The sequence below is a fragment of the Streptomyces sp. S6 genome (assembly GCF_054880855.1).
Genome location: NZ_JBTYMC010000739.1, coordinates 1 through 566, shown reverse-complemented (window position 1 = coordinate 566; position 566 = coordinate 1). Strand labels below are relative to the sequence as shown.

The following is a 566-nucleotide window of genomic DNA, read 5'->3' as shown; positions in this document are numbered from 1 at the left end:
ACGGGGGCCGGCCCGGACATGCCCGGCACCGGCTTCGTCACCCCCCTGTCCGCCCCTCCCCCCACCTCCGTCCGCGCACGCCTCGTCCTGCTCCCCGTCCGCGCCCCCCTCACCCCCGTGCACCGCATCGCCGCCGAGCGCGCCGCCGGCATCCTCGCGGTCGTCCTGATGCAGGCACGCCAGGAGGAGGAGCTGGCGGCGCGGGGGCGGGGGGACTTCCTGACCGACCTCGCGGAGGGGCGGATCACGCCCGAGGACGCCCCGGCACAGGCCAGGGTGCTCGGGTTCAAGCCCGGCACGAACCCCCTGCTGCCGATCGTGATGCGCCTCGGCGACCCGGGCACGCTCCCCGCGAGGGCGATCGCCGAGGAGCTGGCCGCCCTGGGCGTCCCGGTCCTGCTCGGCGTCCGCCCGGCGGAGGCCCGCGTCCTGGTCGTCCTCGCGCTGCGCACGGCACAGGACCGGACGACGCTGGCGGACCGCGCGGCGACAGCGCTCCGCGCCGGTGTGGACCGCGCGGGCACCCTCCGCCCCGGCTCCCCTCCCCCGGTCGTCGTCGTGGGCGT

General features: G+C 78.6%; 1 pseudogene. It reads left to right on the top strand.

Features of this window, described 5'->3' with window-relative positions:
• Positions 1–566, top strand: a pseudogene (locus ACVNF4_RS36790) (PucR family transcriptional regulator); the annotation flags it as partial.